The 25,009-nt window shown below is 32.9% G+C and carries 27 protein-coding genes and 1 tRNA gene; 20 read left to right on the top strand and 8 right to left on the bottom strand.

Annotation, left to right across the window (positions count from 1 at the left end):
- Positions 1-25: 25 nt before the first annotated feature.
- A tRNA-Asp gene (locus Q0787_RS02575) sits at positions 26-99 on the top strand.
- 181 nt (positions 100-280) lie between these two features.
- Here Q0787_RS02575 and Q0787_RS02570 read toward each other — a convergent pair.
- Entirely contained in the window at positions 281-1,384 is a 1,104-nt protein-coding gene (locus tag Q0787_RS02570; RefSeq protein ID WP_298900656.1) for a hypothetical protein, read from the bottom strand.
- 446 nt (positions 1,385-1,830) lie between these two features.
- Between Q0787_RS02570 and Q0787_RS02565 the strand changes: the two genes are divergently transcribed.
- From Q0787_RS02565 to Q0787_RS02555, 3 genes are all read left to right on the top strand, one after another.
- Positions 1,831-2,001, top strand: a complete 171-nt coding sequence (locus Q0787_RS02565) for a hypothetical protein (RefSeq protein WP_298900655.1) — start codon at positions 1,831-1,833, stop codon at positions 1,999-2,001.
- Between the two features lie 134 nt (positions 2,002-2,135).
- Positions 2,136-4,151: a tetratricopeptide repeat protein gene (locus Q0787_RS02560; protein WP_298900654.1), complete on the top strand. Its 2,016-nt coding sequence runs from the start codon at positions 2,136-2,138 to the stop codon at positions 4,149-4,151.
- 4 nt (positions 4,152-4,155) lie between these two features.
- Entirely contained in the window at positions 4,156-4,824 is a 669-nt protein-coding gene (locus Q0787_RS02555) for a response regulator (RefSeq protein ID WP_298900653.1), read from the top strand.
- Between the two features lie 234 nt (positions 4,825-5,058).
- Here Q0787_RS02555 and Q0787_RS02550 read toward each other — a convergent pair whose 3' ends face one another.
- Positions 5,059-5,556: a DUF456 domain-containing protein gene (locus Q0787_RS02550; protein WP_298900652.1), complete on the bottom strand. Its 498-nt coding sequence runs from the start codon at positions 5,554-5,556 to the stop codon at positions 5,059-5,061.
- A gap of 121 nt (positions 5,557-5,677) precedes the next feature.
- Here Q0787_RS02550 and Q0787_RS02545 point away from each other — a divergent pair, with 121 nt between their 5' ends.
- The 6 genes from Q0787_RS02545 to Q0787_RS02520 all read left to right on the top strand — a co-directional run bounded on the left by Q0787_RS02545 (position 5,678) and on the right by Q0787_RS02520 (position 11,815).
- Positions 5,678-6,406 (top strand): energy transducer TonB, encoded by a 729-nt coding sequence (locus tag Q0787_RS02545; protein ID WP_298900651.1) that lies wholly within the window; start codon positions 5,678-5,680, stop codon positions 6,404-6,406.
- Between the two features lie 134 nt (positions 6,407-6,540).
- On the top strand, positions 6,541-7,473 hold the full coding sequence (locus Q0787_RS02540; protein ID WP_298900650.1) for a DUF4350 domain-containing protein: 933 nt from the start codon (positions 6,541-6,543) through the stop codon (positions 7,471-7,473).
- 16 nt (positions 7,474-7,489) lie between these two features.
- Positions 7,490-7,852, top strand: a complete 363-nt coding sequence (locus Q0787_RS02535) for a BlaI/MecI/CopY family transcriptional regulator (RefSeq protein WP_298900649.1) — start codon at positions 7,490-7,492, stop codon at positions 7,850-7,852.
- 1 nt (position 7,853) lies between these two features.
- Entirely contained in the window at positions 7,854-10,151 is a 2,298-nt protein-coding gene (locus Q0787_RS02530) for a M56 family metallopeptidase (RefSeq protein WP_298900647.1), read from the top strand.
- Positions 10,151-11,290: a tetratricopeptide repeat protein gene (locus tag Q0787_RS02525; RefSeq protein WP_298900646.1), complete on the top strand. Its 1,140-nt coding sequence runs from the start codon at positions 10,151-10,153 to the stop codon at positions 11,288-11,290. Before Q0787_RS02530 ends, Q0787_RS02525 begins: the two co-directional genes overlap by 1 nt.
- A 48-nt stretch (positions 11,291-11,338) precedes the next feature.
- Positions 11,339-11,815 (top strand): hypothetical protein, encoded by a 477-nt coding sequence (locus tag Q0787_RS02520; RefSeq protein ID WP_298900645.1) that lies wholly within the window; start codon positions 11,339-11,341, stop codon positions 11,813-11,815.
- A gap of 12 nt (positions 11,816-11,827) precedes the next feature.
- Here the strand turns inward: Q0787_RS02520 and Q0787_RS02515 are convergent, their stop codons facing one another.
- The 4 genes from Q0787_RS02515 to Q0787_RS02500 are packed head-to-tail and all read right to left on the bottom strand — an operon-like array spanning position 11,828 to position 15,590.
- The gene (locus Q0787_RS02515; protein ID WP_298900644.1) at positions 11,828-12,565 is read right to left on the bottom strand and encodes a Bax inhibitor-1/YccA family protein; all 738 of its coding nucleotides are present in this window, start codon (positions 12,563-12,565) and stop codon (positions 11,828-11,830) included.
- Positions 12,565-13,437, bottom strand: coding sequence for a hypothetical protein (locus Q0787_RS02510; protein ID WP_298900643.1), 873 nt, complete (start codon positions 13,435-13,437; stop codon positions 12,565-12,567). Before Q0787_RS02510 ends, Q0787_RS02515 begins: the two co-directional genes overlap by 1 nt.
- A gap of 54 nt (positions 13,438-13,491) precedes the next feature.
- A complete protein-coding gene (locus tag Q0787_RS02505; protein ID WP_298900642.1) occupies positions 13,492-14,619 on the bottom strand; it encodes a glycosyltransferase in 1,128 nt (375 codons plus the stop codon).
- On the bottom strand, positions 14,616-15,590 hold the full coding sequence (locus Q0787_RS02500; RefSeq protein ID WP_298900641.1) for a lysylphosphatidylglycerol synthase domain-containing protein: 975 nt from the start codon (positions 15,588-15,590) through the stop codon (positions 14,616-14,618). Before Q0787_RS02500 ends, Q0787_RS02505 begins: the two co-directional genes overlap by 4 nt.
- Here Q0787_RS02500 and Q0787_RS02495 point away from each other — a divergent pair.
- The 8 genes from Q0787_RS02495 (at position 15,589) to Q0787_RS02460 (ending at position 21,883) form a co-directional block, all read left to right on the top strand.
- Positions 15,589-16,251 (top strand): outer membrane beta-barrel protein, encoded by a 663-nt coding sequence (locus Q0787_RS02495; RefSeq protein WP_298900640.1) that lies wholly within the window; start codon positions 15,589-15,591, stop codon positions 16,249-16,251. The genes Q0787_RS02500 and Q0787_RS02495 overlap by 2 nt on opposite strands.
- The gene (ruvC, locus tag Q0787_RS02490) at positions 16,251-16,805 is read left to right on the top strand and encodes a crossover junction endodeoxyribonuclease RuvC (protein WP_298900638.1); all 555 of its coding nucleotides are present in this window, start codon (positions 16,251-16,253) and stop codon (positions 16,803-16,805) included. Before Q0787_RS02495 ends, ruvC begins: the two co-directional genes overlap by 1 nt.
- Positions 16,783-18,564 carry a hypothetical protein gene (locus tag Q0787_RS02485; RefSeq protein ID WP_298900637.1) on the top strand — a complete coding sequence of 594 codons (1,782 nt, stop codon included), beginning with the start codon at positions 16,783-16,785 and terminating at the stop codon, positions 18,562-18,564. The genes ruvC and Q0787_RS02485 overlap by 23 nt, the downstream gene beginning before the upstream one ends.
- Positions 18,564-19,697 (top strand): radical SAM family heme chaperone HemW, encoded by a 1,134-nt coding sequence (gene hemW / locus Q0787_RS02480; protein ID WP_298900636.1) that lies wholly within the window; start codon positions 18,564-18,566, stop codon positions 19,695-19,697. Before Q0787_RS02485 ends, hemW begins: the two co-directional genes overlap by 1 nt.
- Positions 19,694-20,449, top strand: a complete 756-nt coding sequence (locus tag Q0787_RS02475; protein ID WP_298900635.1) for a cyclase family protein — start codon at positions 19,694-19,696, stop codon at positions 20,447-20,449. Before hemW ends, Q0787_RS02475 begins: the two co-directional genes overlap by 4 nt.
- 65 nt (positions 20,450-20,514) lie before the next feature.
- A complete protein-coding gene (locus Q0787_RS02470; protein ID WP_298900634.1) occupies positions 20,515-21,126 on the top strand; it encodes a DUF4230 domain-containing protein in 612 nt (203 codons plus the stop codon).
- On the top strand, positions 21,123-21,524 hold the full coding sequence (locus Q0787_RS02465) for a GNAT family N-acetyltransferase (protein ID WP_298900633.1): 402 nt from the start codon (positions 21,123-21,125) through the stop codon (positions 21,522-21,524). Before Q0787_RS02470 ends, Q0787_RS02465 begins: the two co-directional genes overlap by 4 nt.
- A complete protein-coding gene (locus Q0787_RS02460) occupies positions 21,521-21,883 on the top strand; it encodes an MmcQ/YjbR family DNA-binding protein (RefSeq protein WP_298900631.1) in 363 nt (120 codons plus the stop codon). Before Q0787_RS02465 ends, Q0787_RS02460 begins: the two co-directional genes overlap by 4 nt.
- Before the next feature lie 88 nt (positions 21,884-21,971).
- On the opposite strand, the gene Q0787_RS02455 is transcribed toward Q0787_RS02460, so the two are convergent.
- A complete protein-coding gene (locus tag Q0787_RS02455) occupies positions 21,972-22,448 on the bottom strand; it encodes a GNAT family N-acetyltransferase (protein ID WP_298900629.1) in 477 nt (158 codons plus the stop codon).
- 62 nt (positions 22,449-22,510) lie between these two features.
- On the opposite strand from Q0787_RS02455, the gene Q0787_RS02450 reads away from it, so the two are divergent.
- On the top strand, positions 22,511-23,089 hold the full coding sequence (locus Q0787_RS02450; RefSeq protein ID WP_298900627.1) for an alkylphosphonate utilization protein: 579 nt from the start codon (positions 22,511-22,513) through the stop codon (positions 23,087-23,089).
- Here Q0787_RS02450 and Q0787_RS02445 read toward each other — a convergent pair.
- Positions 23,076-23,933 (bottom strand): AraC family transcriptional regulator, encoded by an 858-nt coding sequence (locus Q0787_RS02445; RefSeq protein WP_298900626.1) that lies wholly within the window; start codon positions 23,931-23,933, stop codon positions 23,076-23,078. The two genes, Q0787_RS02450 and Q0787_RS02445, sit on opposite strands and share 14 nt — an antisense overlap.
- 160 nt (positions 23,934-24,093) lie before the next feature.
- Here Q0787_RS02445 and Q0787_RS02440 point away from each other — a divergent pair, with 160 nt between their 5' ends.
- Positions 24,094-25,008 carry a dihydrodipicolinate synthase family protein gene (locus Q0787_RS02440; protein ID WP_298900625.1) on the top strand — a complete coding sequence of 305 codons (915 nt, stop codon included), beginning with the start codon at positions 24,094-24,096 and terminating at the stop codon, positions 25,006-25,008.
- The last annotated feature ends 1 nt before the right edge of the window (position 25,009 follow it).

Here is a 25,009-nt window from a genome sequence, read left to right as displayed (position 1 = left end):
ATATTTGCCCTCGCAATAAAGCAACGGTCTGGTAGTTCAGTTGGTTAGAATGTCGCCCTGTCACGGCGAAGGTCGCGGGTTCGAGTCCCGTCCAGACCGCTAAAATTGCAAGAGCCTTAAGAGATTAGGGCTTTTTTTTGCAATAAAGATTAGTTGTGTTGTTCTAGGAGAGATCCTAGAGTTGTGAGAACCTCAATGTTGTTGAGTTCTTACCGATGAGAAGCTTTCCTTTTCCGATATATCGGAATCGGGATGCTTTTTTGTTTTATGATAATACCATTCAATCTTCAGTAATCATTTGCGCTTTACGCTCAAAATCTGTTTCGTCTAGACTATTTAGTTTAATTACAGAAAAGTCATAACTAAAAATCTCATCACCTTGTGTAAAGGTGGCTTTTTTAAACATATTGAGATCATCTAAGGTATTCCAATCTTCAAATAAAATGACAACTTTGTCCTGACCTTCTCCTGGGAAAATCTCAAAGCCAAGAGGTTGATAATTTTCAAAAGCATAATAGAAGTTTACGGGAGAATTAGTGAGATTTGTAAAGGTAATTTTAAAAGCATCCTGATCTTTGAATTTAATAATCCCGTCAAATGACGGATTAGAATAACGATCCTCCGGAAATAAACTTAACCAATGCAACTCATGACCTTGTACAAAAGTTTTAGTGCTAGCACTAAGACTATCTGTGAGCGTTTTGGTATTTACATTATAACTCCAAGAGTTAGATTCACCTTGTTTCAAGATATAATGGCTGTTACCAGACTGCTGTTCCATCTTACTCTTTTTATGAGACGATAAAATGAGTGTTTTAAAAGGTCTGAGATCTGGAGCTATGCAATTAGCCATAGCATATAATGACTGTAAACTATCAGTTGCCTTTGTATAGTCTTTTGAATTATCTATAATAACGTTGGCGCTAATGGTTTTTGTAGCTTCGGTATTGGTGGTGCTTATTATGTTCCACTCGTTATTAATTTTTTTTAAAGTGCTTTGCCAAGCCACCACCCAAAAAATGGGTTCTTTATTCAAAAACCCTCTTATCACTCCCGAATTAGTATATGTTGCTAAAGTGGCATCATCTGAAATTTCTATAATAGGTTCGTCACGCATGATCATATCTTTAAATTCCATATGATCTAAATAATTTTGAGTGCCGGGAATAGCATCTTCTTTATGTCTGATTTTTACTTGTCCAGATCGTACATCATACCATTGCTCTGCATTAGGTTGATAAAATAAATTAGCATCCCCTTTATAATGGGCTTGAGTTACTTTATCAAGCTGTGCTTTTATTTGTTCTTTTTCGAAGTCTAAATCTACAGGTTGCTGGCATGAGCTGAGAAAAGCTACAAGTAAAACAATAAGAAAGCGCCTCATTTTGATTGGTATTATAGGATAACAGTAATCTCAAATGTAAAGAACTATAATTCAAATTTGTTTAAACTTATGTTAAGTGATATCATTTTGTTTTAAGATTTTATGCTGAAATGGAACGAGTTATTAACAGTTAATGAACAATGAAAAACTACGATTAGTGTATTTCATCGATATTAAAATACATTTAGTCGGATATTTTTTTGTTTATCTCCTAAAAAGTGGTATGTTTGAAGTCCTTCATAAGCCCCTAAAATCACTTATCAAGGTATTTTATTAATCCATTTCATGTTTAAATGCATTTGCGCGTTTAAATTTCCCTCAATTTTTATAGGCATTTTTATGCTTAAAAGTTAATAATCCATTCTTCCCTCGATTGGCATTTTTTGATGCTGTTTTATTATTAACATAAATTAAAATTGAATAGATAATCCCTAAAAACGAAAAACATGAAAACCCTGAAAATTACTTTTCTACTACTTGCAGTATTAGTATTAACAATCTCTGGACAAAGCAGTGATTCAATTATTGATTCTGAAAAAGATACTATTGAAACTAAATCTGATTACGATTTATTAGCTACGTCTAAGAAGAAAAGAAACATCACTACTCAGGCATAATATATTAGTTATGCTTAAAAAGGTATGGCCCTTATGTGAATAACATAAGGGCCATACTTATTTAGTGCAATTAGTAATGAGTTTAAAATAATTGTTCTAAATTTGAAATAGATTTTTAATAACTATTTTTCCTAATGCGCTTAATAATCTTAATCTTATTATTTTGTTTATCGCTTAATGGGTTTGGGCAAAATAAAGTTAAAAACGATAGTATTACTTTTCTTTATAACCAATCATCTGATGAAAGATTTTCACCTGAAAAAAGATTAGCATTTGCACTTAAAGCGTCAAAACTTGCCGAAGAAACCAAAAATGATTCTCTTATATTAAAGGTAAATAGGTATTTGTCTTTCATGTATGCTTTTACTGGAAATAGTAATCTTCATTATAAAACGAATCTACAAAATCTGAAACTAGCCAAAGAAATTAATGACTCCTTGTCATTGGTAGTTGCTAATCACAATTTGGCTCTTTATCATCATAATGAAGCGCAAAATGATAGCGCCTATTTTTACTATTCAAAATCGTTAAAACTTTATGGTCAGTTAAAAAATATTAGAAAAAAGGCAGAAATACTTTTAAATATTGCTGACCTTCAAGAAACAGAAAAAGATTACATTGGAAGTGAAGAAAGAGCAGTAGAAGCAATAAAATTATTTAATGAATTACCAAAAAGTGAATTTATCTTAGATCAATTATGGATTTTAAATAATCTGATAGGCATTATTTCACTTAAACTGAAGAATTACGATAAAGCCCTTGAATATCATGATAAAGCTTTGAATATAAGCCTAGAAATGAAGGAAGGTTATTATAACAACCTGTATTCGTTGAATAATCAAGCAATTGTCTATAGAAAAAAAGGTGATTTAGATAAATCAATTGAATTATATCAAAAAGTGATTGATGAAGATGGTTTAGATATAGATGACACTTCATTTTATGCGTTAACATTAGGTAACTTAGCCTATGCTAAATCACTCAAAGAAAATAGAGATATTAAAGAGGTTGGAAGTCTTTTTGAAAAAGCATATCATATTAGTGATACTCTACAAGATCCACTAACAAAACTTGGAGTTGCTATAGATTATTCTAGATTTCACCTGGATATTGGGGAACTAGAATCTGCTAAATCCTATGCAAATATATCTTATAGAATCGCTAAAGAATTATCTTCCAATGATTTGGTATTGGAGTCGCTACTTCTGCTTTCTGATTTAAGCGAAGGAAAAGAAGTTAAGGAATATTTATCTGAACATATTAGACTTAGTGATAGTTTATTGAATGTTGAACGCAATGTGCGTAATAAATTTGCACGTATCGAGTTAGAAACAGAACAATTAGAAATAGCCAATGAAAAAATGTCTGAGCAACTCATGTGGTTGCTCGCTATTTCTGGAGGCTTACTAGTGACCTTCTTTTTATTGTACATCATCATAACGCAACGGGCTAGAAACAAAGAGTTAAGGTTTGAACAAGACCAACAAAAGGCCAACGAAGAAATTTATAACCTCATGTTATCACAGCAAGATAAAGTTGATGAGGCTAGAGCTGGAGAAAAGAAACGAATTTCCGAAGAACTTCACGATGGCATTTTAGGGCGATTGTTTGGCACCAGACTCAGTTTAGATAGTTTAAACTTTTCAGAAGGACAAGAGGCCATAAAAAATAGAGCAACCTATATTAAAGAGCTGATGACTATTGAAAACGACATTAGAAAAGTCTCTCACGATTTAAATACCGATTTCGTATCGGGATCTGGATTTATGGATATTGTCTCCGAACTCATCGAAAAACAAACTGTGGCTTATCAATTAGATTCCTCGTTTGATTATACAGATGATATCAACTGGGAAAGTGTACCTAATAAGACTAAAATCAACATTTACAGGATCATACAAGAATCACTTCAAAATATTTATAAACATGCCAACGCAAATAGCGTAAAAATTAGTATTCAATTAAAAAATAATGTAATTTGCTTATCCATTATAGATGATGGAGATGGTTTTGATGTCAATAAAAGTAAAAAGGGTATTGGCCTTAAAAACATAAATTCTAGAGTAAATGAGGTCGAAGGGAAAGCCGAGTTTAACTCTATTTTAAAAGAAGGGACCGAGGTTAGTATTACTATTCCTTACAAAAATTAAAACAATGCAACATATTCACATATTAATGGTGGATGATCACCCAATCATTATTGAAGGGTATCAAAACACATTGATGGCTACTAAAAAAGATGATCAAACCTTGGTTATCGATACTGCAAATACATGTGATGCTGCAAACCTACTTATGCAGAAAGCAGCTAATGAACGACCATATGATGTGTGTTTTTTTGACATTAGTTTACCAGCGTCTTCAGACGGAAAAATAACTTCGGGAGAAGATTTGGCAAAAATTTCACGCAATATTATGCCTGATGCTAAAGTCATTATCCTAACAATGTTTAATGAATCGTATAGAATACATAGCATTGTAAAAGAAATCAACCCTGATGGTTTTTTAATAAAAAGTGATCTTACATCCAGTGAATTGGCCGAAGCGTTTCACCATATTTTAACAGACCCTCCATATTACAGTAGTACAGTAAGTAATTTCCTCAATAAATCTGTAGTCAACGAGATTTATGTGGATGAGATTAACCGTAAAATTCTTCATTTACTATCTCAAGGAATTAAAACAAGAAGCTTAACAGAGTATATTGATCTGTCTATGAGCGCTATAGAAAAACGAAAAAAACAGCTTAAAATATTATTCTCTATTAACGACGGAAAAGACGAATCTTTGATAATTGAGGCTAGAAAAAAAGGTTTTCTCTAAAAAATACTGTTAAAATTACACTTTTTTACGTTTCGAGACCCTCTTGAAAGTGCATCTATACTTGAAAACTACGGTTTTTCCACACCAAGTTTACGGTTTTTCCGTAACAAAAAGTGAATTACATTAAATATATTTGAAGTGTCAACAAAATTAATTAATCCCTCTAAGTAATTTGTTGAATTAATAGCAAAGAACTAAAACCTAACGCTTCTCAACAGGCGTTAGGTTTTTCTTTTATAATAATAGGTCTTTATATTCGAAAAACTTCACAATAAAGAAACCTAGAAATACCATAGCCACCACAAACTTGATAAAAGTGGAAGCAATAAATCCTAAAAAGGAACCAAATGCTGCTTTTAACGCTTTGTCAAATTCAGCTTTATTTAAAAGTTCGCCAATTAAAGCTCCAAAAAAAGGACCTAGGATAATACCTCCAGGAATAGGAGAGAGTAGTCCAACAATTAAACCTACAGATGTGCCAATCATTCCGGCTTTGGTACCACCAAAACGTTTAGTGCCCATGGCAGGTATAATATAATCAAGGACCCATATGCCCAGAGCAAAAATAAATGTGATGATTAAAAAAGTCCAATTCATTGGTACTACATCTGCCAAATGAAAAATAAGTAAACCAAGCCAACTGGTTAAAGGCCCTGGTAATACAGGGAGAAAACTGCCTATGATTCCTAAAATCATAAAAAAAGCAGCCAAAATAACTAAAAATATATCCATTAAATAGGTTTAAAATTCTACTAGTAAGACGTACAAAATTGTGAAATGTTACATTTTGTAACTAAAAGTTTAGTTTAAACTAAACTTTTAGTTATATTAGCAATCCAAAACGATTAAAATTATGGAACCAAAAAAAAATTCGAAAGCAGAAATAGGTAGAAACAGTTCTCTTTATTTTTCCGTAGGTCTATTGTTAGTAATGAGTTTGACATATATGACACTTAATTTTAAAACTTACGATAAGGAGGTCATAGATATTGGACGATTGGATTTAGAGGCTTTGGATGATGAAGAGATTCCAATCACAAATCAAGATGTTATTCCACCACCTCCGCCGCCACCGCCACCTGTAGTGCCTGAGGAGATTGAAATCGTTGAAGATGAAAAGGAAATAGAAGAGACCGTTATAGAATCTACTGAAACAGATCAGGAAGAAGAAATCGTTGAGGTGGAAGAAGTTGAGGTAGAGGAGGTAGAGGAGGATATTGAGGTACCTTTTCACATTATTGAAAACGTACCAGTTTTTCCTGGTTGTGAAAAGAAAAAAACCAATGAAAAGAAAAGACAATGCATGTCTGATAAAATCAATAGGTTCATTAAGAAAAAATTTAACTTGGATTTGGCAAATGAACTTGGACTACAAGCTGGAAAGTATAGAATTTCCATGATGTTTATCGTCGATGAAAAAGGAAATATTACGAACATTCAGGCCAGAGGACCAGATACCAGGCTTGATAAAGAGGCGAAGCGCGTTCTGAGATTGTTACCAAAAATGGAACCAGGTAAGCAGCGTGGTAGGGCTGTACGAGTACCTTATGCTTTTCCACTAACATTTCAAGTCGATAACTGATATTCAATACATGTATGAGGCACATCGTTTTACCCGAAATTTAATGCCTCTAAGCTCATTTGATAATTTTTTAAACTAAAACCATAGTTTAAACTAATCTTTTAGTTATATTTGATTCGTTAAACATGTGGTTTATGCTTTCACTTAACTTAAAAAGACTAATTCTAGTTTGTACTTTGTGCACCTCGTTTGTATGCGTGTCTCAACAGAGTGCAGATACTACTATGGTACCTAAACTAGAACGTCCTTATTATAAAATAAATGAAGGCCCCACCGTTCATATCGATGAAATGCACAATAATTTTCATACGAAAAATGGGCGTTTTAAACCATTTAGTGATTTATTGAAACGCGATGGCTATCAAGTAAAAGCATTAATAAATTATGACGACCTTAAAACACAAGATATTCTAGTAATTTCTAATGCCATAGAACCTAGAAACATTGGTAATTGGCAACAACCTATTTATGATGCCTTTAAAACAAAAGAGATAGAACAGATCAAACAATGGGTATCTAATGGTGGGCGTTTATTACTTATAGCAGATCATATGCCTTTTTCTGGAGCATCTAATACGTTGGCGAATGCTTTTGGATTTGATTTTTGTGATGGATTTGCCCGATTGTCGAAACCTCGAAATCAGCCTGATGTTTTTTCTAAAAACAACCAAAGATTAATTGCATCTAAACTAACCGATGGAACTTATGGAAAATCGTTGGATAGTATAACAACATTTACAGGTTCTTCTTTTCAAATACCTTCAAAAGCTATTGGTATTTTAAAATTTAAAAAGGGCGACACTTGCTTACAACCTGAAATTGCTTGGCAATTTAATGACGATACAAAAACTAAAGACCTAGAAGATAATTACCAAGGAGCCATAATGGATTTTGGGAAGGGTAAATTGGCTGTATTTGGTGAAGCAGCACAGTTTACCGCTCAAACAATTACAAACGCCTCTGGAACATTCAAAGTAGGATTTAATTCTAAAAATGCACCAAATAATATAGATTTTATACGAAACCTGATGCTTTGGTTAGGTTCCAACAATACTATAAAACAATAAAAATAAAAGGGATAAAATGAAACAACTCACAAAGGCCGAAGAAGAGATTATGCAGATCTTATGGCAACTAGAAAAAGCCAATGTCAAAGACGTTATTAATGAGCTTCCCACACCCAAACCAGCATATAATACAGTTTCTACTATTATTAGAATTTTAGAAAACAAAGGGTTTGTAGATTATGAGAAACAAGGTAAAGGACACTTGTACTTTCCTATAGTTAAAAAACAAGATTATAGTAATCAATCTATTAATACCCTTGTAGATAATTATTTTCAGGGTTCTTTTAAAAGTATGGTGTCTTTTTTTGTTAAGAAAAATGACGTTGATTTAAAAGATATGGAAGCCATATTAAAGGATATTAATAAAACAAAGCAATAAGATGTTACATTATATTTTACAGGTCGTATCCTTCCAATTGTTGTTTTTAATCATTTATGATATTTTTCTTAGGAAAGAAACATTTTTTAATTTGAATAGGGCATATTTATTAGGTACAGCTTTACTCTCTGTAGTGATCCCATTTATAAAAATAGACCAAATAAAAACCGTCGTTTCTGATGATTTTGTAATTCATTTACCTGAAATTATAATAGGAGATGTTACGAAAAAAGTAAGTACTCTAGATCCTCAAATAGCCATGCAAGCAGGCATTAATTTAGAACAAGAGTCCATGTCAATATGGACGATCATTTTAGTTGCAGGAATGGGTTTAGCTACCTTGATATTACTCATTAAGTTGTCTAAGTTATTATGGTTAGCTCATAAGTATCCAAAACGATGGAACGGAAATTTACTCATAGTCAATTTACTTAATAGCACTAGAGCATTTTCTTTTTTTCATTACATATTTCTAGGTGAAAAATTAAATCCTCAAGAAAGAACTAGCATTCTAGAACATGAAATTGTACATGTAAAACAAAGACATACGCTAGATTTGATGTTTTTTGAAATATTTCGCATCATATTTTGGTTCAATCCGCTGGTTTATATGTATCAAAATAGAATTGCCACGCTGCATGAATATATTGCAGATGCCAATGCTGTTAAACAGCATAATAAATCAGATTATTATGATAGCTTGTTATCTCAGGTTTTTGAGACCCAGCAGTTTTCATTTGTCAACCCATTTTTTAAGCACTCATTAATAAAAAAACGAATCCTGATGTTAAGTAAATCAAAATCTAAACGTATCAATATTATTAAGTACGCACTGTTAATTCCATTGGTGTTTACAATGTTAATTTATACATCATCTTATGCCCAAGAACAACAAGATTTAGTGCAAGATGCCAATACTACTGAATTAAATCAAGAATTATCAGATGAAGATTTATTTAATAAATATTATGACGAAATAGTGAAATTGTATGAAGTTACAGGAGTAAAAGGTGAGGATTTCGGTAGGTATATTCTTAATAGAGAAAATTATATTGCAGCTAGAGATCAGTTTATGAAAAATAAGGCTTTTGTAACCTATCTTAAAGACCTCGGTAATAGTCAAAGTAACGGAAAAATAACTAGAACTCCATTTCAAAACACAGCATCCCCAATAACTTATAAGCAATATTTAGAGTATAAAAAAACGAACGAAGCCAAATTAGAATGGGAAGGTATTATTAAAGATGGTATTCTAAGACTTGTTGTTGATAAGGTTGGTAGTATGACAGATGAAGAACAGCAGAAATATGAAGAAAAACTCAAATTGATCCAACAGGATGATTTTTTTAAAGGCTTACTCATCGTTTCGGTAGATGGTAAAACAAAAATGCAGGTCAATGAAGGTGCAGTAGCAGACATGTCGATTGAAGTTAAGGAAGATCTTTCAGCAGAAGAAAAAGATTCAAATATCGAAGTACCTTTTGCCATTATTGACCAAGCACCAACGTTTTCATTCTGTGATTCTTTTGAGAGTCAAGAAGAACGAAAAAAATGCATGAGTGAAAATGTAGCCAAACATGTTAATAAAAAGTTCAATACAGATTTAGCCAAAGAGCTCGGTTTAGTTGGAAGGCAGCGCATTAATGTCATCTTTAAAATAAATAAAGAAGGTTTTGTAACAGGTGTTAGGGCAAGAGCGCCACATCCTAAATTAGAAGAAGAAGCTATACGAGTGATAAATGAATTGCCTCAATTTATAGCAGGAAAACATAAAGGGAAAGCTGTTATCGTGCCATATAGTTTACCAATTATTTTTCAAGTAAACGCAGATCCAAAAGAAGAAACAACTACAGACAATCAAGAGGTACCGTTAAAAGAAGCGCTAGAAGAAGCTGTTAATGAGCAAGAATTAAAAGAGGTCCCTTTTGGAGTTGTTGATGAGGTGCCAATGTATGATTCTTGTGTTGGCCTTTCAGACAATGAAGCGAGAAAAAAATGTGTTAGTAGAGAAGTATCTTCTTATGTAAGTAGAAATTTCAATATGGATTTGGCAACAAATTTAGGACTTAAAGGTAGACAACAGATTATAGCGATGTTTAGAATAGATGAATTGGGTTATGTAACCAATGTAGTGGCTCGAGCGAGCCATCCAGATTTAGAAAAAGAGACGATAAGAGTACTCAAGAGTTTGCCGCGATTTACTCCAGGTAAACATAAAGGGAAACCAGTGATCGTACCTTATAGTTTACCAATTATTTTTCAAATAGCTCCAAAAACTAATAAAGACAAGAAAAATTAATGCGTATACTATTTATTCTATTTTTTATAGTCATTAATGTAAATAAAACCGAGGCTCAGTCTTCGGTTTTAAATCTGGCCGATAGCTTATATGTAAATGGTAATTATACCAAAGCTATTGCTGCCTATAAAACCTATAACAACCCTAATGAAGTTTATGACAAAATAGCCAAATCCTATGTCGCTATTGGTAACTATGACCTAGCACTAGAACATTATAAATTAAGTGTTGATGCTTATCCTAAAAAAGCGCTAACTCTTTATGAGTATGCAAAGTTGTTATCAAAAACGAAAAAATTTGAATTGTCAATTGAAATGTTTAATCGATTAATGAATATCGATTATCGCAATCCTAATTATCATTATGAAATGGGCCTCGCTTTAGAGAAAATGAAAGATTCTACAGCAATTAATAGGTTTAGATCTGCCTATGATTTGGATCAAACACACCAAAAGTCGATTTATAAAATAGCGAGACATTATCTTAAAAAACGCCGACATACACTTGCCGAAAAATATATTGATAAAGGTCTAGAGACTTACTCCAACAATGTAGAACTCATTAGTTTAAAGGCTCAAAGTTTTTATTTGCAAGAATACTATACCAAGGCGCGCGATAACTTTCAGAAACTAATAGATTTAGGAGAGTCTTCAGAATTTATACATGAAAAATTGAGCTTATGTCATGCTCAAAATTCAGATTACGAATTGGCCATTGAACAACGTAACAAGGCACTAAAATACAATCCGTATAATTCTACTGCTATATTTGTTATTGGCACCTATTATGAGCGTTTACGAGATTTTGAGAAGGCCGAAAAGTATATCAAACAGGCCTTGTCTTTAATGGATGTTCCGCTCGACCAAGAATACCAAAAATTGGGTACGGTTTACAATTGGCAAAACAAACGTAAAGAAGCACTTGAGGCATTTCAAAAATCACTTAAAGAAAACCCTCAGAATGTTAGGACAGAATTCTTTATAATCACTACCAAAGATGCTTATTATGAAGACATCGATGCTAAAATCAAATTGTATAAAGACTTTAAAGAGAAGTATAGTGATAGCTTTTACGCAAAGTATGCTTCACAACGTATCTCACAGCTTAAAGAGGAGAAATTTTTAAAGGAAAAGGAGTAAATTATATTATATCCAAAAAAATTGTACTTTTCCGTTTCAGTTTATACCATGAAACGTTTATTTTATTTTTTGGCTATTATTACCTTAATATCTTGTGATTATTTCGACAAGAAGAAGGTATATACTGAAGATATTCTTGAGGAAGAATGGCAAACATTCAACTGGAAAGATGTTGACGAGTATCCATCGTTTGATTCTTGCCAAGCGTTGTCTGGAAAAGCGAATAAAAAAGCCTGTTTTGAAAATACATTACGACGTATTCTTAACCAGAATTTGGCTAAAGCACATATTATTGTTTCAGAAGAAATTACAGATACAGTTCAACTTCAAATCACTATTGATAACGAGGGTAAACTTATGATTAACGATATTGTAAGTGCTCCCACTACAAAGAATGAGATTCCGCAATTAGATAGTCTACTAAGACACAGCTTGAGTACACTGCCTAAAATTTATCCAGCCATAAAACGAAGTCAACAAGTAAAAACACAATTTGTTTTACCTGTAATCATTAAACTTGAATAGAATTTCTTGAAGTTAAAAACGTATCGCTAGCTTTTGCATGAGACGTAAAGTCTCTACATAAAGCCAAATGAGCGTCGCCAGAAGTCCCCATGTGGCCAGCCATTCTTTCCATTTAGGAGCACGATTTTTATAGCGCTCTATGTAATCAAAATCGAGCAATAATGAAAACGATGCCACAATAGCCGCAATGCAGTTAAATACTATGGCAAACCAAGATGTTCCCCAAAGATAAGTTTCAATTTTAAAAAAGCTCAAAATCCATGATATTAAATAGACAACCATTATACTCACTACCGACGTAATAATAACACTACGCAGTTTTTTTGTGACCACAATAATTCGAGTCTGATAAAGTAAGAGCATAACAAAAAAAGTGATGATTGTAACGCCAATAGCTTGATATGGTAATTCTGGAAAGTTTTTGTGAGCAAATGCTGAAAAACCGCCCAAAAAGAACCCTTTAGCAATTGTATATAAAGGCACTAAAGATGGTGCCCAATGGCGTCTAACTGAAATCATTATACTTATAACTATGGCACCTAACATTCCACCCAAGGTAAACCACTTTACAGACATTCCTTGTTCATTGAGTTTCCAGATATAAGCGGTGATACCTGCAATTACAAGAATACAAAACAGTGATTTAAAGAAAATACCCAAAACCGTCATTTTTTTTGTAGACTTCTTTTGGTCATCCCAAAAAAATCCTGAAAATACGGGGTTGTTCGTTTTGTAATTTGATAATCGCATTAGAGATTGAACTTATAACCGATTGAAAAGTCTTGAGAAAAATTACCTTGATTATCTAAAAGTATGGCAAATAACTCGTTGTATGCGAGGGTAATAAAACTGTTTTCAGTAATTCTAATATCTGCTCCTACACCAAAAATAAATGGCACGTCAAAGGCGGTTTCATTAAACTCTTCGGTAGTTATTGTGCCATTATTGTCTGTAACAACAACAGCTTTTGAGAAGTTTAAAGTCGCAAATTTCACATTTCCATAGAGGCTAAACTTTGCCTTATTAATAAATCTAAAACGATAACCTAACGCTAATTCTGTGGTAGAATATTGTAATTCATCTTGCTCTAAAACATGTTTTAATTGTAAAAAAACCGCATGCCTAGAAATTTGATTTACATCTAATACTTCTAATTCACCTCCAAAAAAAGGTGTGGTCAAATTATCTGGATTAGTCACAAAAGGGCTGTTGGTTATACCTCCAAAGAGACCTAACCGAAAAAGCAATTTGTTCCGTACTACTGTAGATTGATAGGAAGAATCTACAGAACCGTTATACTTGTCTATGAATTCTTTAAGACTAAAAAGCGTTAAATTTAAACGCTTCGTATCCATGGAAGCGTCGGTTAATTCATTAAGAAGCGCTTTGTATTCTTGCTGAAATTTGCCGTCTTTTTTCGTGTTTTTTAGCTCAATAATTTTATTGCCTTCGGTTCTAACAAAATAACGGTATTTACCATCTATAATATTCCAGAGTAAATCAAGTTTACCATCAACTTCGTTTTTTAATACTAATTGTTCATCATTAACGATAAAGGTTTCTTGCGCTTCGGCAAAAGAGAAGCTAAACAAGAGACATACTAAACAAACAAATTTTTTCATTTCGATTATGGGTTACGATTTAGGTAAATCTAACAAAAATAAATGATAGTATCACTATTTAGTATAAGCTCTATCTTTCCATTTATAACCTTTAAATACAGAAAGAAATGCAACATAAACACTAAAGAATGGATACAAAATACTTGAAAGAAAATAAGAAACTAAATACTGTTCTTGTTCTAAAAAACGTGCTGTTTTAAACAGTAATAGAAAATCAATCATTAACTTAATAGCAATCGTATAAACTAAGGTTTTTAAACTTACGATTTCCACGAAGAATAATAGCGGGAGGCATACTAAAAGTGCATTCATAACTAATACTAAAAACCCAGTTAGTTTACCAAATGCATTTTTATAACGAGATGTTTTTGCTGCCCAACGTACACGCTGAGACTTTAGAGATTTAAACGATGACTGAGGAGTTGTAGTTACTGTAATTTGATTGCTTTTAATATAACGAATGTTGTTTTTGTCGTGTTTGAACGCTTTTTCTAGTAAGAATATATCATCACCACTAGCAATGTTAGTGTTGCCTTCAAACCCTTTAACTTCGTTAAAAAAACTCTTTCTGTAAGCGAAATTAGCGCCATTGCAAAGAAATGGTTTTTTGATACCAAAGCCACCAATCGTGGCTCCTTGTAAACTCATCATATCTAAAAGCTGAAAACGTTCTAAAAAGGAGGTTGCTTTTTTAAACGTCACTGGTGCTGCTAGTACTTTTGAGCTTGTATTTTTAATAAAATGATCATAGCAATCTAACCAGTATGTTGGTAATTGGCAATCGGCATCTGTCGTCACTATCCAGTCATATTTGGCATGAAGTATCCCTTTAGAGATGGCGTCCTTTTTAGGTGCTTTTGTAAGTCTCTCATTAATTAGTATAGCAGTATCTAAGGAGGTGTTAAGCGTAAGTTCTTGCTTAATCCTTTCTACCGAATCATCTGTTGAATCGTCATTTATTAATAGGATTTCAAACATAGATTTAGGGTAATTTAAATGCGATATTGATTGGATTAACGCTTGTAAATTCTTCGCTTCATTTCTAAAAGGAATGATAACTGAAAACTTAGTTTGAGGTTGAGATTCTTCTAACTTGAAATCGTTAACCTTGTCAAAGCCGTAGATAAAACTCCCAATTAATAAAAGGTAAAGGACTGTAATTGAAAAGATAATGATTATCATGAGTCGTCGTCTTTTGGGAAGTTAAAATTAAGCACATAGTAACTTCCAAATACACTTGGGAGTACAAAATTTAGTAACCACATAATCGTAACTACACTAAGTGATGTGAATTCGTTTACGCCAATAATGGAAAACAAATATACGGCGACGCTACCTTTTATAATGACATCAAAAATAAAAATTGATGGAATGACAGATGATAGTAAGTACATACTGGTAATGACAATCATCGCATTATAATAACTCAATTCTATTCCAAATAGTAGCAGTAAAAAGTAAAACTGAAACGAAAAAACAGCGTACCTTAAAAATGAAAGCCCAAAGGCAATAAAGTGAATGCGCTTTGGCAGTTTTTTGAGGAATGTCTTGAGCCGATCAATGGCAAAACCTTTGATTTTATATTTGTTTTGTTTTAGTCCAATCAATGCAAACAAACCTATAAGTAGAACGAGTACGAGAAATCTTGAGGCTTTAAAATAATTAATATTTAGATCGTATACTATACGCATAAACCCTAACCCAATTAAACCTAAGATTACAGTAACCGACATTTGCATCATATTACTTATTAAATTGAGAAGCATCACCTGTTTACGTTTTGAACTCTTAAAGTAAATGGCTTTAGCGCCATATTCTCCGATACGGTTTGGAGTGAATAGCGAAGCTGTTAAAGCGCCTAAACTTTGTTCTAAGGCATTTTTAAATGATATTTTTCTAATATAGGCGACTAAGGTTTTCCATTTAAGAATTTCAAAAAACCAATTTAAAAACGTCAAAAACAACAAAAAAGTGACGTTTTTTGGCGAAAAAGCATCGTTTTTAGATAAAACCTCTAAAAATTGATAAAAATCTAAATCTTCATTCTTGAGTAATTTCTGATAGATAAAATAAAAAGCACCAACTACAATACTTAATTTAATAAGTACAAAAAAGAATTGTTTAGTTTTGTAAGGAAGGCTGCTAAAATGCATGTCCGAAAATAACCAATATATTAATATGACCTCAAATTATAGACTTCAAAAGTTAAGTATTTTTATTGTGATCCTTATGTGGTGTGCAAACCTAAATGCTCAAAGGGATACTAATAAATGGAAAGCACAAATTGCTATAGGTTTAAATAGCCCATCCCAATCTGGTTTTGTAGATGGTTTTCAGGCAAAATCGGTAAATTTTCCAACCGTAAATTTAGGGATTCAACGTATGTTTAAACCACAATTAGGAGCTAAGTTAGATTTTGGATTTAATCGGTTTTCTAATGATGATAATTCTATTGAATTCAAAACTAATTATACAAGATTAAATGTACAGGCTGTGTATGATCCTACAGAGTCAATGTCGTTTTTACCCCAAAGGATGGGGCTTGTTGCCCATGCAGGACCTGGCTATTCATTTGTAAAACCCCTAGGGAATTTTGGAGGAAATAAAACCTCATTTTTTAATGTTATGGCTGGTTTAGAATTTCATTATGGATTAACAAAGCGCATGTCGCTTTATGCTGACACGTCTTATATCTTAGGCTTCGGAAAAGACTTTGACCCAGTAACCGATGGCTTTGGATCATTTAATGGTAATCTTTTTACGGTTACTTTTGGAATGACATTTTCAATTAGTGGATGCCAATATTGCGATTAATGAACAACGAAAAAATCATATTAGGGATTGATCCAGGAACTACAATTATGGGTTTCGGACTCATAAAAGTGGTAGGCAAAAAGATGTCTTTTCTTCAACTCAATGAGTTAGACTTAAAAAAGTATAGTGATCACTACCTCAAACTCAAACTTATTTTTGAGCGCACAATAGAATTAATTGATACGCATCATCCAGATGAAATCGCTATTGAAGCACCATTTTTTGGTAAAAATGTACAGAGTATGCTCAAACTTGGTCGCGCACAAGGAGTAGCTATGGCAGCTGGTTTATCTCGAGAAGTCCCAATTACAGAGTATTCACCAAAAAAAATAAAAATGGCTATTACAGGCAATGGTAATGCTAGTAAAGAGCAAGTAGCCAAAATGCTTCAAAGTCTATTAGACCTCAAAACTTTGCCTAAAAATTTAGATGCAACTGATGGTTTGGCAGCTGCTGTTTGTCATTTTTATAATCAAGGTCGTGTTCAGATAGGTAAAAGTTATTCTGGTTGGGCAAGTTTCGTGAAACAAAATGAAGATAGAGTTAAGAAGTAAAATGAATTTAAAATCTAAGCATTTAGCGCGCACACTTAAATGTATTGCAGTCTTTTTTTTGACTTTTATAGTTATAGGATGTTCTTCGAGCTTAAGTGATGAAGAACTAAAAGAGCGTTATGATAAGGCGTTAGAAGCTAAAAATTGGAAAGCGGTTATCGAGTTACTTGACGAAATTATTGAACGCGAACCTAATGATAAAAATACGTATTATACAAGAGCACTGGCTAAGTCTAACTTAGAGATACCAGATCCAAAAGGTGTTGCCGAAGATTTAACAACGTATTTGTCTTTTGACCCCAACTCTTATCAAGGCTTATATGTTAGATTTCAAGCCTATTCTGTATTGGGGGAGTATGATAAAGCTCTAGAAGACATTGATAAGATTATAAAACTTAAAGGCAAGACAGCCTTTTTATTGGCATGGAAAGGTAATTGTGCTTTTGCTGCGAAGAAATTTGATGTTGCCGAGAAAACTTATGAAGAACGATTACGACTTCCAGGAGGTATAGAAGATCTTAAAAACACTTATTATTATTGGGTTTTTTCAAAATATTTTGGAGGAAACAAAGAAAGTGCACTTTGGGATGTTGCTTTTTTGGAAGATAGAGGGCTGAAAGCAGATCACGATTTAATGCGGCTTATTGAAGAAGATAAATTAGTCTTTGAAGAACTCGCTCAATTTGAATTAACACAGATGTCATTAGAGCAGCTCGAGGAGGTTTTGAATAACTACTGCGCTTCGTTCGATATTTTTGAAGGGGAGAGCTACTTTAGGTCAGGACTTTTAAATCGTTTTGCCCGACTTGAAAAAACAGAAGATTTAAATGCATTGTTAGACCAGAAAGAAGAGGTCTATGCTTTAAATTTAAGTTATTCAGATTTTTCAGAATTACCTAAGACGCTTACTCAGTTTATCAACCTTCAGTATTTAAATATTTCTGGAACTAGATTTAAAGATAAGGAACAACTTTTTGAAGATTTAAGTAAACTCCCAAACCTAAGAATTCTAATCGCATATAGATGTAATTTAAGAAAATTACCAGACAATATTAAACTGCTTCAAAATGTTGAAATGCTTGATATTGGCACCAATGGATTAAGAGAGCTCAATGAGAATATTGGGGCACTCACTAAACTTAAATATTTAAGTGTAAGAAGTAATAGTTATTTAAAAGATTTACCAAAATCTATTGAAAACTTAAGGTGTTTACAGTTCTTAAATGTCTCCGGAAGTGGTATGACTAGACTAAGGGATGAACTGTCAAATTGCAGTGAGTTAGTTAGCATCGTTGCTAATGCAAGTAAAATTAAAACCATCCCAGAACAAATAGGTAATTTAATTAATCTAAAGCATATTAATCTAGGGCATAACAAGATTGAATCTATTCCAGAATCAATTGGGAAACTATCAGATTTAGAACATTTGGGTTTAGGTTCTAATGACATTAGAAAGCTACCTAAAGAATTCTCTAATTTAGAGAATCTTGGGTTCTTAAGTTTGGCTTACAATCGATTTGATGAATTCCCAAAAGAAGTTCTAGGCTTAAATAATGTGTATAACCTTTGGGTTCATAATAGCAGTTTTAAAATTATTCCATCTGAAGTTGGTAAAATGGAATCCTTAACACATTTGCTTGTTGATCATCAAGTGATATCAAACGAAAATATTGAAGCTATAAAGACTGTGAATCCAGCGTTACGCGTTATTCGCGAAGACAATCAGAAGTATGTCAAAACACAAAAAAGAAAAAACTAATGAGCGGCATTTACATTCATATCCCATTTTGTAAACAAGCCTGCCATTATTGTGATTTTCATTTTTCGACTTCGTTGAAAAAGAAAGATAACCTTATCAATGCTTTAGAAAAAGAACTAGAGTTAAGAAAAGGAGAGTTTAAAGGAACAACAGTAGAAACCATTTATTTCGGAGGAGGAACACCATCACTACTAACAATAGAAGAATTACAAAGCCTTATAAATACAGTATATAAATATTATAAAGTATCTAAAACACCAGAGATCACCTTAGAGGCTAATCCAGATGATTTATCAGAGCAACAGGTTTTGAAATTGTCTAAAAGTCCTATAAACAGATTAAGTATTGGTATACAATCTTTTTTTGAGGACGATTTAAAACTCATGAATCGTGCTCACAATGCCAAAGAAGCTAGACAATGTATAGAAGAAACTGTACGTTATTTTGATAATGTCTCTATTGACCTTATCTACGGAATTCCAGGTTTAAGTAATGAACGCTGGAAAGAAAATATTGATATTGCTTTAAGTTATGGTGTCCCGCATATTTCGAGTTATGCACTAACAGTAGAACCTAGAACAGCTTTAGAGAGTTTGATAAAAAAAGGTCTTATTAAAAATGTAAATGACGATCAAGCCCAAGAGCAATTTCACCTATTAATTGAGAGATTAGAAGCTCATGATTTTCAACATTATGAACTCTCTAACTTTGGAAAACTCGATTATTTCAGTAAAAATAATTCGGCGTACTGGCAAGGAAAAGCCTATATAGGTATTGGGCCTTCGGCACATTCGTTTGATGGAGATAATCGTAGCTGGAATGTGTCAAATAACACGAAGTATGTTAAATCTATTGAGAAAGGCTTATTACCAATGGAAACCGAAACACTTAGTGTAACCGATAAATACAATGAATATGTTATGACTGGTTTACGAACCATTTGGGGTGTTTCGTTGAATAAAGTAGCCGAAAACTTTGGCGAAAATTTTAGAGACTATCTTTTACTACAATCACAGCCTTTTATAAATCAACAATTATTGTATATTGATGATGAAAAGTTATTGGTTACAAAAAAAGGTAAATTTTTAAGTGATGGAATAGCTTCAGACTTGTTTAAAATTAATGTATCGTGATTGCAACCATTCAATACAATTCTAGAAAACTTCAAGTAGATTTATCTCAACCTTTAGATATTTCAATTCCAATGCGTGCTTCAAAATCTAATGTTAATGCGTGGTATATTGATGAGCCAACTGTGGAAGCCGTAAAATTTGATGATGACATTATAAGTGTCGAAGAAGGTGCTGCTGTAAATTTTAATACAATTCAGTTTAATCCGCATGCACATGGCACGCATACAGAGTGCGTGGGTCATATCACAAAAAAAGTACATTCAATAAATCAAAACTTAAAACAATTTTTCTTTTTAGCAGAAGTCATCACTGTAGCACCCGAAGAACTTGGAGAAGATACCATTATATCAAAATCCCAATTACAGTTTGCTTTGGGTAATAAAAAAAGAGATGCGATAGTAATTCGTACGATTCCAAATACCAACGAAAAATTATCACAACATTATTCGCATACAAATTGGACCTACCTTAAAGAAGACGCCGTTGCCTTCTTAGTAAAAAAAGGTATAAAACATTTACTAATAGATTTGCCAAGTGTAGATAGGGAAGAAGATGGAGGTGAATTAAGAGCACACAAAGCATTTTGGAATTTCAACGGAAAACTGCGTAAAGATTGTACGATTACAGAATTTATTTTTGTGCCTAATACGGTAAGCGATGGCGAGTATTTCTTGAATTTGCAAATTGCACCTTTTGAAAATGACGCAACACCAAGCAAACCTATTTTATATAAGGTTTTAGATAAAATTTGAGATGCAGAAACTAGTATCATGTTAATTTTGGCGCGACATTTGAAAGCAGTTATTAAAAACTAACTATGGAAACATTTTTTATAATCATCTTAAGTATTTTGGTCACTTTAGGGATTGTGACTATTGTAAAACAATTTAGACAACGACAACAAACCAACTCCCAGTCGGTAATTTTATTAGATAAGATTAAGAAAGTATGTAAGTTCATTACAGTAGAAGGAGATTTTGCTGAAATTTATCATTATGAAGATGTTAAAGAACGTTTCTTAAAATTAATTACAAGTAAAAAAAAGGCACTCGTGGTCATTAATGCAAAGGCTCATGTCGGTTTTGATTTGTCTAAAATTCAAATGGATTCCGACGTAAAAACAAAAACAGTCAGATTGTTTCATTTCCCACAACCAGAAGTATTGAGTATCGAAACCGATTTAAATTACTACGACAAATCAGACGGTATGTTTAATAAATTTGAAGCTTCAGACTTAACCGAACTTCATAATGAAGCCAAACTACATATCATGAATAAAGTTCCAGAAAGCGGTCTTTATGAGATTGCTAAAAAAGAGGCCTTAGATTCTGTTTTACTTATAGAAAGTATCGTAGAGACTATTGGTTGGACCTTAGATTTTTCTGCATTAAAAATTGAAGATAATACGCCTAAAAAATTAAAAGAGTGATTGTTATATCAACAGATAAAGAACGTCTTGATATTCATATGATTCATGAATTTTTAACCAAAAGTTATTGGGCTAAAGGACGTTCGATCGAACAGGTAAAATCATCTATAGAACATTGTTTGTGTTTCGGAGTTTATAGTGAAAACAAACAAATTGGCTTTGCTCGAATCGCTACAGATTATACAGTTTTTGCTTATCTTATGGATGTGTTTATTCTTCCTGAATATAGAGGCAATGGATACGCTAAAGAACTTATGTTAGCCATACATAATGAACCAAAATTAAAACCTTGCCGTACATGGATGCTTAAAACATCAGACGCTCATAAACTCTATAATCAATTTGGTTATACTGAACTGAAACATCCAGAAAAGGTTATGGAACGCTTATTAAAATGAATATAGAAGACTACAGAAATTATTGCATGAATAAAAAGGCAGTGACCGAGCATTTTCCATTTGATAATGACACGCTTGTATTTAAAGTGCTTGGTAAAATGTTTGCTTTGGCATCGTTAAAAAGGTGGGAAAACGGAGAAGGGTTTATCAACCTTAAATGCGATCCAGAATATGCAATACAATTACGAGAAACGCATAGCTGGATTAAACCAGGATATCACATGCATAAACAACAATGGAATAGTGTTTATATTCATACTGGTGAACTTTCACCAAAACTCCTTATAGAATTGATAGATCATTCCTATGACATGGTAGTTAAAGGAATGACAAAAAAGCAACGTCAAGAGCTAGAATAGACATTTTCAGTTATCTCAAGACCTTTTCTCAGCATTACACTATTTAACCCAGCTAAATTCTAAAAGTCAATGTCTAGAATCCTAATTTTTAGAGTTGAATGTCCTTAATATCCAAGCGCATATTAATTAAATGTTTTTTAAAGCCAGCCTTTTCATAAGCTCTTATGGCTGGTAGATTAGTGTCATAAACATCTAGCCTAATCTCATATATGTGTCTAGATTTGCACCACTTCAACAGAGCATTCAAAATTAGTTTGTTATACCCATTTCCACGATGCTTTTCTGGGACATACATAAAACCTAAATACCCTTGGAAATCATGTTTTAAGTAAGGCCTGTCTGGAATGATTTGTGCATAGCCAGAAGCAATAAGTTCTCCATCAATTTCTACAACTAGTAATTCAGAATTATCGTCAGTAATTAATGCCTCTAAATCATAATAACTAGTCGTATCTTCCTTAATGGTTTCATCCATAGGAAGTTCTGCCTGTATTAATCCAAGTTTAAACTGTTTTAAGGTTTGTAAATCTGCCAAAGTGGCCTTTCTAACTTTCGGTGTTTGCATACTTAAAAATAAGTAGATAAAATTAAAACAATACATTTGTGACTACAAAAAATTTGAAGGTTATGAGTTTAGAAAAAGAATTAAAAGAACGCAGCAATAATACTTGCGAACTATGTGCCTCAACCCAAGATTTAAAGCAATATACAATTCCGCCTTCCCTAAACGAAAATGTTGCTAATGATATATTGGTTTGTAGCACATGCTTGAATCAAATTGAAGGTACAACAGATATGGACCCTAACCACTGGAGGTGCCTTAATGATAGCATGTGGAGTGAGCACGTTGCTGTGCAAATTATGGCTTGGAGAATGTTACAGCGATTACGCCAAGAAGGTTGGCCTCAAGATTTATTAGATATGATGTATCTCGATGATGATGCTCTGGCTCTGGCACGAGCAACTGGCGAACATGAAGATGAAGAAAGCAAAATTATTCATAGAGATTCAAATGGTGTTATTTTAGCGTCTGGAGATTCGGTTGTTTTAATCAAAGATTTAAAAGTAAAAGGGTCAAGTATGGTTGCAAAGCAAGGAACTGCTGTTAGGAATATTCGTTTGGATCATGAAAATGCCGAGTATATCGAGGGCAAAGTAGATGGACAACAGATTGTTATTATAACACAATACGTTAAAAAACTTTAGGTGCTTTTAATATTTTAAATGCCGTAGGGCTCATTTGTTTTACAGTTTTAAATTGTCTGTTGAAATTAGAGATATTGTGAAAACCAGTCATTTCCGCAATTTCAACGATTGCTAAATCTTTGTTCGTCAATAACAACTTACAGGCATGTTCTATTCGTAATTCATTGAGAAAAGTAATATAGGTTTTATTTGTTCTTTTTTTAAAATATTTACAAAACGCATTTTTGGTCATATTGGCCACTTCTGAAATCGTACCTAAAGAGATACTATCACTGTAATTATTCATCGTATACTCAAATACATTACGCATACGATTGCCTTCAATATCTGTAAATGCTTTATCGTAGATGAAAGAGGATAAACTTGTATAACTGGATTTAGATAATAACTGAAGTAACTCTAGCAATATCATAAACCGTTGGAATTTAGATGCTATTGCTAATTGATCAAATAGACCTGAAATCATTTTTTTATGAGAGGCCACTTTAAATCCATGTCTCGAACGTTTAAAGAAGGGTTTTAACTCTTTCAATTCTTCCAAATTAAAAAATTGTGATCCAAAAGATATTTCAGTAAAAAATAAAGTAAGCATGTGTGATTTTAAATGTGAAGTTTGGTCACTTTTAAAAACATGTGGGATATCACTCCCTATAACTAAAATATCTCCAGTTTTATAATAATTTATGGTGTCTCCAACGATTAAAGTACCTTCTCCTTCAACAATTAAGCTTACCTGAATTTCTTTATGCTGGTGTAACTTGTCAAAAAACACAATGTCTTTATCCTCCTGAAAAACAAGAGCATCAAAATCTGGTTTTGGGATTTTAAATGGTAGGACTTTCATTAATATAGTACATAATTCTATGGCTAAGATACGCAAATACTATTCTTATATGTTGACATTATGTCCTTTTTAAGATAATATAGTATTAGTATTGGATAAATAGACATTATTGAGTTTAGAACTTGTATACTAGTTTTACACTACAAAAAAAACACAAGTTATGAGCATACAATGGAATGGCGTTATGCCAGCTGTAACCACAAAATTTACAGATTCCGATACCTTAGATTTACATATGTTTGAGCACAACATTGATGCTCAATTAGAAGCTGGCGTTCACGGCATTGTTTTAGGAGGAACACTGGGTGAAGCCAGTACTCTAAGCGATGATGAAAAAAGAATTTTAACACGAACAACGGTCGACATTGTTAACGAGAAAGTCCCGGTTTTAATTAATATCGCAGAGCAAACCACGAAAGGGGCTATTACAGCAGCGCAGAAAGCGGAAGAAGATGGAGCTAAAGGGCTTATGATGTTACCTCCTATGCGCTACAAATCTGGTGATAGAGAAACGGTAGAGTATTTTAAAGCTGTAGCCAATAGCACGTCATTGCCAATAATGGTATATAACAATCCAGTTGATTACAAAGTTGAAGTCTCCTTAGATATGTTCGATGAATTACTGAAATGTGACAATATTGAAGCCGTAAAAGAATCTACAAGAGATATTTCTAATGTGACTAGAATAAAAAATAGATTTGGTGACCGACTAAAAATCTTGACAGGTGTTGATACCTTAGCTCTAGAGAGCTTGCTTATGGGAGCAGATGGATGGGTTGCAGGATTGGTTTGCGCATTTCCGAAAGAAACCGTTGCTATTTATGAACTTCAGAAAGCAGGGAGGATTCAAGAAGCTATCGAAATATATAGATGGTTTTTGCCATTGTTAGAGTTGGATATAAACCCTAAATTAGTACAAAATATAAAATTGGCTGAAGTTGCAACTGGCATTGGAACAGAAAATGTAAGAGCTCCGCGTTTACCGCTGCATGGAGAAGAGCGACAACATGTTTTAAAAGTTATTGAAGAAGGTTTAAAAAATAGACCAACACTTCCAGACTATAAGAACTTATAAT

The organism is uncultured Psychroserpens sp. (assembly GCF_947492715.1).
Lineage (GTDB): Bacteria > Bacteroidota > Bacteroidia > Flavobacteriales > Flavobacteriaceae > Psychroserpens.
The sequence above is the reverse complement of the archived record's forward strand: the minus strand, read 5'-3'. Positions and strand labels throughout refer to the sequence as shown.

Excerpts from the sequence above, each read along its gene's own strand:
- Q0787_RS02485 (WP_298900637.1), top strand. The coding sequence starts at position 16,783 with ATGAAGATAGAGTTAAGAAGTAAAATGAATTTAAAATCTAAGCATTTA.
- Q0787_RS02445 (WP_298900626.1), bottom strand. The coding sequence starts at position 23,933 with ATGAAAGTCCTACCATTTAAAATCCCAAAACCAGATTTTGATGCTCTT.
- Q0787_RS02555 (WP_298900653.1), top strand. The coding sequence starts at position 4,156 with ATGCAACATATTCACATATTAATGGTGGATGATCACCCAATCATTATT.
- Q0787_RS02545 (WP_298900651.1), top strand. The coding sequence starts at position 5,678 with ATGGAACCAAAAAAAAATTCGAAAGCAGAAATAGGTAGAAACAGTTCT.
- Q0787_RS02460 (WP_298900631.1), top strand. The coding sequence starts at position 21,521 with ATGAATATAGAAGACTACAGAAATTATTGCATGAATAAAAAGGCAGTG.
- Q0787_RS02550 (WP_298900652.1), bottom strand. The coding sequence starts at position 5,556 with ATGGATATATTTTTAGTTATTTTGGCTGCTTTTTTTATGATTTTAGGA.
- Q0787_RS02500 (WP_298900641.1), bottom strand. The coding sequence starts at position 15,590 with ATGCATTTTAGCAGCCTTCCTTACAAAACTAAACAATTCTTTTTTGTA.
- Q0787_RS02495 (WP_298900640.1), top strand. The coding sequence starts at position 15,589 with ATGTCCGAAAATAACCAATATATTAATATGACCTCAAATTATAGACTT.
- Q0787_RS02535 (WP_298900649.1), top strand. The coding sequence starts at position 7,490 with ATGAAACAACTCACAAAGGCCGAAGAAGAGATTATGCAGATCTTATGG.
- Q0787_RS02530 (WP_298900647.1), top strand. The coding sequence starts at position 7,854 with ATGTTACATTATATTTTACAGGTCGTATCCTTCCAATTGTTGTTTTTA.
- Q0787_RS02440 (WP_298900625.1), top strand. The coding sequence starts at position 24,094 with ATGAGCATACAATGGAATGGCGTTATGCCAGCTGTAACCACAAAATTT.
- Q0787_RS02450 (WP_298900627.1), top strand. The coding sequence starts at position 22,511 with ATGAGTTTAGAAAAAGAATTAAAAGAACGCAGCAATAATACTTGCGAA.
- hemW (WP_298900636.1), top strand. The coding sequence starts at position 18,564 with ATGAGCGGCATTTACATTCATATCCCATTTTGTAAACAAGCCTGCCAT.
- Q0787_RS02520 (WP_298900645.1), top strand. The coding sequence starts at position 11,339 with ATGAAACGTTTATTTTATTTTTTGGCTATTATTACCTTAATATCTTGT.
- Q0787_RS02510 (WP_298900643.1), bottom strand. The coding sequence starts at position 13,437 with ATGAAAAAATTTGTTTGTTTAGTATGTCTCTTGTTTAGCTTCTCTTTT.
- Q0787_RS02515 (WP_298900644.1), bottom strand. The coding sequence starts at position 12,565 with ATGCGATTATCAAATTACAAAACGAACAACCCCGTATTTTCAGGATTT.
- Q0787_RS02505 (WP_298900642.1), bottom strand. The coding sequence starts at position 14,619 with ATGATAATCATTATCTTTTCAATTACAGTCCTTTACCTTTTATTAATT.
- Q0787_RS02455 (WP_298900629.1), bottom strand. The coding sequence starts at position 22,448 with ATGCAAACACCGAAAGTTAGAAAGGCCACTTTGGCAGATTTACAAACC.
- ruvC (WP_298900638.1), top strand. The coding sequence starts at position 16,251 with ATGAACAACGAAAAAATCATATTAGGGATTGATCCAGGAACTACAATT.
- Q0787_RS02525 (WP_298900646.1), top strand. The coding sequence starts at position 10,151 with ATGCGTATACTATTTATTCTATTTTTTATAGTCATTAATGTAAATAAA.
- Q0787_RS02540 (WP_298900650.1), top strand. The coding sequence starts at position 6,541 with ATGCTTTCACTTAACTTAAAAAGACTAATTCTAGTTTGTACTTTGTGC.
- Q0787_RS02570 (WP_298900656.1), bottom strand. The coding sequence starts at position 1,384 with ATGAGGCGCTTTCTTATTGTTTTACTTGTAGCTTTTCTCAGCTCATGC.
- Q0787_RS02565 (WP_298900655.1), top strand. The coding sequence starts at position 1,831 with ATGAAAACCCTGAAAATTACTTTTCTACTACTTGCAGTATTAGTATTA.
- Q0787_RS02560 (WP_298900654.1), top strand. The coding sequence starts at position 2,136 with ATGCGCTTAATAATCTTAATCTTATTATTTTGTTTATCGCTTAATGGG.
- Q0787_RS02470 (WP_298900634.1), top strand. The coding sequence starts at position 20,515 with ATGGAAACATTTTTTATAATCATCTTAAGTATTTTGGTCACTTTAGGG.